Source organism: Sphingosinicella sp. CPCC 101087 (assembly GCF_004151485.1).
Taxonomy (GTDB): Bacteria; Pseudomonadota; Alphaproteobacteria; order Sphingomonadales; family Sphingomonadaceae; genus Allosphingosinicella.
Map to the genome: position 1 here is coordinate 1 of NZ_SBFF01000024.1, position 6,653 is coordinate 6,653.

At 65.3% G+C, this 6,653-nt stretch carries 2 protein-coding genes and 1 riboswitch; both genes read left to right on the top strand.

What is annotated here, in order from left to right; translation table 11 throughout:
- Positions 1–407: 407 nt before the first annotated feature.
- Positions 408–641 (top strand): DUF551 domain-containing protein, encoded by a 234-nt coding sequence (locus EKM57_RS22845; RefSeq protein WP_165357615.1) that lies wholly within the window; start codon positions 408–410, stop codon positions 639–641.
- A gap of 679 nt (positions 642–1,320) precedes the next feature.
- Positions 1,321–1,401: riboswitch (cyclic di-GMP riboswitch) on the top strand.
- 246 nt (positions 1,402–1,647) lie between these two features.
- Positions 1,648–6,653, top strand: a 5,006-nt coding sequence (locus tag EKM57_RS21530; protein ID WP_206185540.1) for an autotransporter-associated beta strand repeat-containing protein, incomplete at its 3' end; no start/stop codon positions are given.

Below are 6,653 nucleotides of genomic sequence, written 5' to 3' on the forward strand. Positions count from 1 at the left end.
GACGACGGGCCGTCGCCGCAGCCGGTCTCCACCCGCACCGCCCCACCAGACGCAAACAGCCCCGTGACAGAGCTCCACTGAAACATGCGAACGCGCCTTTCCCGCCGCTGCAGCAGTCCGGCTATGCTGGATACAGGCTCGGCAGGCCGGGAGGGGATCGTCCCTGACGGGATGCGCCGCCGCGGCAATGATGAGACGGCACTCGGCCGTGCCGGCTCGAGTGCCTTGCCGCCGCGGCCTTCGGCGACCCACGCGACCGGGCTCGCTCCCTGTCGTGAGTTGGACGGCGCGGCGGGGCCGGGCGCTACATCGGGCCGTCTGGGCAGCAGAGTTCTTGTCCGCCGAAGTCAGGTCGGCTCTCGTCCCCAGCGCTTGCAGACGATGCGTCATGCAGAATGGAGGGAAAAATGCAGTGGACCTCAATCAACGATTCCCAACCTTCTGAAGAAGTACTGATATTCACCAAGGGCGGTTGCAGAATAGCGGTCCTGGTCAAGGATCCCGCCGATAATTCCGATGTCGGTGACTTCATGGACCCGAAATCTGGCGATCTGTTGCCTTGGCCAACGCATTGGATGCCCCTGCCATCCCCGCCGTCATCGCTTATGATCCTCAACGATGATGTAAGGATGTTTCATTAGTTTTCTGGGCGCGACTTCGACGGCTCATGTGCAGCGCGCGTTTCCGTCGCTGGACGTGCCGCCCGTTTCATAACAGTTGGGGTGCATTCAGCGGCGCGCAGGGGCATTCCCGACTAACGGCTGACCGGAGCATGACATCTTCTTGCGCCGTGCCGTTCCGATCTAAAACTCGATGCGTGGTGAGCGGTGCAGCTTGAGGGTCGCCAAAGTCGCAGATTTGGCGTTCCCGTGTAACCATCGACATTCCTCCTTCGAAAAGCGGGTGGGCAATCGAACCGCCGGCGCGGGCGCGGCAGTCATCATGACACCCTCCGATGCTTGGGCATGGCGCCCCGTTTCGGCTGCTTCGGAAACCTCATGTAGAACATCGCCGGCGCCTCGAAAGCGCAATGATCCTGCAGCCGATGTGCGCCCGAAAGGGGCCCAAGAGCCGCGGCGGGCCAGTCCCGACCGAAGACGAACCGGCCTCTCGTGCGCCGAGACAGGAACTGACCGTACAGCTTCGTCGACCGCGAGAATCGCGCCTGGGCTGCCGGCGAATTGAAGCGCAATTCTACTCGCGCCGAGGCCAGTTTACAAAGTTTTACAATCGAGTCTTTGCGGTCAACGATAAAATTAACACTTCGTTAACTTCTTTCCATTCTGGTGCTCACATGGCGCTGACTCTGTCACGGTGACGCGCTGAAAAAGGCAAACTGCCGGCGACGGCAGGACGCAAAGCCACCGAGCTCTCCGCTGGGGAGCTAGCGGGGTTGCCAGTGGGGGCGTGTATGAGCGGGTAACTTGCGGGTTGTGCGGGGTCGACCTTCAGCCCGTTCTTAAGGCCGCTCCCGACAAGTTCATATTCCAGACAATCCAAGTGCATCCGCGCCGGCTGCCGCCGGGCGAAACTGTGCTGCGTCGTGAAAAGGTGCGTGTGATGGTGAGGGGCAAGCAAATCGGGCGCAGGGGCAGCGGCGGAATAGGTTCGGGCAGGCTACTGTGCACCACCTCGTTATCCGCGCTCGTGTTGCTCGCGCTGCCGTCGGTCGCGGCTGCGCAGAACGCGAACCGCTATTGGGACGCCAACAGCACGACTCCCGGCGCGGGCGGTGCAGGCACGTGGGACACGACGTCGCTGCGGTGGAGCACCGATGGAAACGGCACCGGCGGCCTCTACGACCGGCCCTGGCAGAACGCCCGGCTGGACAATGCCATCTTCGCCGGGACCGCGGGCACCGTGAACCTGAGCGTGCCGATCACCGTCCATAACATCACGTTCAACACCGCGAATTACACCCTAACCGGCAACACCCTGACGCTCGCCGGCACGACGCCGACGATCACGGTGAACAGCGGCACTTCGACGATCAACTCCGTGATCACTGGCACTCAGGGCCTGACAAAAGCGGGTGCCGGCGGATTGACGCTGGGCGGCGCGAATACGTTCTCGGGAGGTGTGAGAGTCGACGCCGGCACGTTGTTCCTCAATGCCGCGAGCTCGTTCACGGGCAACATCACCGTGAACGGCGGGACGCTGCGCGCCGCGAGCGACGCAGCGTTCGGCGCCGCCAGCAACTCCATCACCACCACTGCCAACGCCACCTTCTGGGTCGACGGTGGCACGACGAACCGCAGCGTGTCGGTTGCCGGCGGCACCGATCTAACCGTGAGGGGGGCAGGGGGCGGTTCTGCGCGGTTCACCGGCAGCGGCAACGTCGTTGCCATCAATGGCGTGACGTTGACCAATTCGACCAGCAACTACACCGGCACCACGACCTTCGCCTTGACCGGCTCCGGCCAGTTTACGGCCGCGTTCACTTCGATCGGGAACCTCAACGAAGCCAGCTCCCTGGGCGCGCCGACGACGGTCGAGAATGGAACTATCGCCTTCAACGCGGGCCAGTTCTTCGATGTCGTCAGCTACCGGGGAGATGGCGACAGCTCCAACCGCAACTGGTCGATCGCCCTCGCAAACTACGACGCCATCCTGCGCAACGATGGCACCGGCACGCTGACGATCACCGGCGACATCGAGGTCAAGAATTCGGGAAGAGCCAGCTTCAGCGCAAATCTTGCGGACCTGGAGCTGCTAGGAGTCATCAGCGGCGGTGCCGGAGCGAATGTGACCTTCGGCGGTGGCGCCGGACGAACGGTCAGGCTGGGAAGCAGCAACAGCTTTGCCGGTTCGGTCGTGATCGCCGGCGCCACGATCGTCGCCCCGACCCTCGCCGGCGCGGGCATCAACAGCTCGCTCGGCGCCGGCTCGAGCATTGCCCTGACCAATGGCGGCATCCTCAGCTATACGGGCGCAGGCGCGAGCGTCGACCGGACCTGGACCAGCGACGGCACGACGGCCATCCGTAACGACGGCAGCGGCGCGCTCGATCTTTCGGGCGATCTATCGTTCGTCGCCGGTGGAACCGACGCGCTGACGCTCGGCGGCACCTATGCGGGCACTAACAGCCTCATGGGCGTGCTTTCCGGAAGCGGCGGCCTGATCAGCTCGGGCTCGGGGACATGGGTGCTGTCCGGCGTCAACACCCGCACGGGCACGATTACGGTCGATGGGGGAACGCTGCGGGCGGGCGAGGGCAATATCTCGGCCTTCGGCACCATCACCGGGGTGACCGTCAATGGCGGTACGCTCGACCTGAACGGCAACAGCTTTGCGATCCCCAGCCTGAACGGCTCTGGCGGCACGGTGGCGCTTGGCAACGGCACTCTAACCCTGAACGTCGCTTCCGGAACCAATAGTTTCGGTGGCGCTCTTACTGGTACCGGCGGGCTCACCAAGACCGGCGCCGGTTCCCTGACGCTCCACGGCCAAAGCAGCTATACGGGCGCCACGACCATTGGGGGCGGCGCGGTGACGCTCGACTTCGGCGGAGCCGGTGCCCCGGGCAGCAACATTCTCGCGGCGAATTCGTCTCTCGTCATGGGGGGTGGGATCCTCAATCTCGCCGGCGGCGTCGACACGGCCAACAGCCAGTCGTTCACCGCGCTGAACGTCACGGCGGGAAGCAATCGAATCAACGCGACGACCAGCGGCATTGGCACGATGGTCGTCGATCTCGGGCTGATCAGCCGCAGCGGCGGCCTCGTGGATTTCGCCATCGGCGCCGGGGTAACCATGCAGGCCGACAATGGAGACGGTGAGCTGGGCGGCTGGGCCACGATCAACGGGCAGGATTACGCCCAGGTCCAGGGCGGAATTCTCACCGCCTTCTCCGATTATGACAACAAGGACAATGCCGCCGACTGGGTCACGAACGACATCGTCAGCGACGAGGGCGGGACGGCCGACACGCCTTTTTCCGGCACGGTCAGCGGCGATGTCCAGCTGGGCGGGCTCAAATATACGGCGGCAGCCGATTCCGACGTTGCGATCGGTGCCACGAACACGCTGGGGGTGGACGGCGCCATCATCGTCGCGCCGGACGTCGGGAGCACGAGCCAGACGATCCAAGGCGGGTTCGTTACGGGCGGCTCCGGGGGGGGCGTGCTCGGCGTGCTGCAGAACAGCGCCGGAACCTTTACCATCGCCTCGACTATCGTCGACAACGGCGGAGCGACCGGATTCTCCGCCGCCGGGATAGGCACCGGAACGGTCGCGCTGACCGGCGACAATAGCTATACCGGCGCCACCACCGTGGCCGGCGGCGCCACGCTCTCGATCGACTCGGTTGCCGATGCCGGGACGGCGAGTGCGATCGGCGCCGCCTCGACAGCTTCGTCCAACCTCGTGATCGAGGGCGGCACGCTTCTCTATACGGGCGGAACCGCAAGCACCAACCGCGGCTTCACGCTCGCCACCAGCGGCGCCACCACCGTCGGCACCGTAAACGTCGAGCTCTCGACAACCAATCTCACCTTCGGCGGTCTCGTGACCAGCCCGGATAATGCCGGCCTGACCAAGACCGGCGGCGGCACGCTGACGCTGTCGAACGGCGGCAACGATTATGTGGGCGTCACGACCATCCGCGATGGCACCCTGTCGGTCGGGACGCTGGCCAACGGAAGCCTTGCCAGCGGGATCGGCGCCGCTTCATCGGATTCGTCCAATCTCGTGCTCCAGGGCGGCGGCGAGCTTGAATATACCGGCGGGACGATCGAAATCGATCGCGGATTCACCCTCGGCACCGGTGGCGGCGCCATTGACGTCGCGACGTCGGGGACCGAGCTGACGATCAGCGGTACGGTCGTCGGAGCGCTGGCCGGGCAGACGCTGACCAAGAACGGTGCCGGCACGCTGATCCTGGCGGGCATCAACAGCGGATTTGCCGCCGGCGGCGTCGTCGACGCCGGGACGCTGCGCGCCGGCTCGGCGGAGTCGTTCGGGACCGGCAGCTGGACGGTTGCGAGCGGCGCCGCGCTGGACCTCGCGGACAGGAGCAACGGCGTCGGCGCGCTGAACGGCAGCGGCAACGTGACGCTCGGCTCGCTGGCGACGACCACGCTGACGATCGGCGGCGCCAACAGCACCAGCGCCGGATTCTCCGGCATGATCAGCGGCGCGGGCAACGTGACCCACACCAACGGCACGCAGGTGATGACGGGCTGTGGCAACAGCTACACCGGCGTCACCACCATTACGGGAGCCCTCGGCGGATCGGTCCTGACCACAAACTGCATTCTGGACGGCGGCGAGAATAGCGGGATCGGCGCGTCCGGCAGCGACGCCAGCAATCTCGTGATCCAGAACAGCGGCATCCTGAACTATACGGCCGTCGCCACCGACCAGGTTACCGACCGCGGTTTCACCCTGGCCGCGGGCTTCGGCTACATACAGGTGGCCGACGCCGGTACGGTGCTGGAGTTCACTGGCGATTTCACCGGACCTGGTGCGCTGATCAAGCGGGGCGCAGGCACGTTGGTCCTTTCCGGCGCCAACGGGTCCACGGGCGAGACACGGGTCGAAGCGGGCGTCCTGCGATCCGGTTCGGCCACGTCGTTCACCAACGGCCGGCGCCTGTTGATGAGCAATGCCGCGGGCGCATTGTTCGACCTGAACGGGTTTGACGCGACGTTCAGCGCACTGGACGGCGGCGGGGCGCTGGGCGGCGACATTGCTCTCGGTGGCGCGACTCTGACCCTCCTGAACACCGAGAACAGGACCTATAGCGGCACGATCAGCGGAAGCGGGTCGCTGGTCAAGACAGGCAGTGAAAATCAGGGTCTAGCAGGTTGCGGCAGCAGCTATACCGGCTCGACCACGATCAACAGCGGCGTACTCTTCGTCCGCTGCCTTACCGATGGCTTGACCAACAGCTCGATAGGGGCGTCGAGCAATGACGCGTCCAACCTCGTCCTCAATGGCGGAGCGCTGCAATATACCGGAACCGGCGATAGCACCGACCGGCAGTTCACGCTCGGCGGCAGCGCAAGGATCAATGCCTCCGGCACCGGCGCCCTTGCCTTCACCAGCACCGCCGCGGTGACGCTGGCCGGCCCTGGCGCGCGGACCCTGACGCTGGGCGGCACGAATACGGGAGACAATGTCTTCGCGGCGCAGCTTACCGACGCGGAAGGCGGCGGCGTCACTTCGCTGACCAAGGCCGAAGCCGGTACCTGGCGGCTCAGCAACGCCGACAGCACGTACACCGGCGTCACGTCCGTCCTCGGCGGCGTTCTGAGCGTCGACCAGCTCGCGGACGGCGGCCTTGCCAGCAGCATCGGTCGTTCGACCTTGGATGCGGCCAATCTCGTGATCGGTTCGGATTCGACCTTGCGCTACACCGGCGCCGGGGATTCAACCAACCGCCTGTTCACGCTCCAGACTGGCGTCACGTTCATAGAATCCTCGGGGACCGGCGCGATCGCCTTCACCAATACCGGCACGATGGCCTTCCAGGGCAACGGCACGCGCATCTTCGCCCTGGGCGGCACCAACACCGACGTCAACGTCATGGGCGTCAGCATCACCGACGGAACCGGCGGCGCGACGACCGTCGCGAAGAACGATGCCGGCAATTGGTATCTCACCGGCAACAGCACCTACACCGGGCCGACCAACATCAACGCCGGCACATT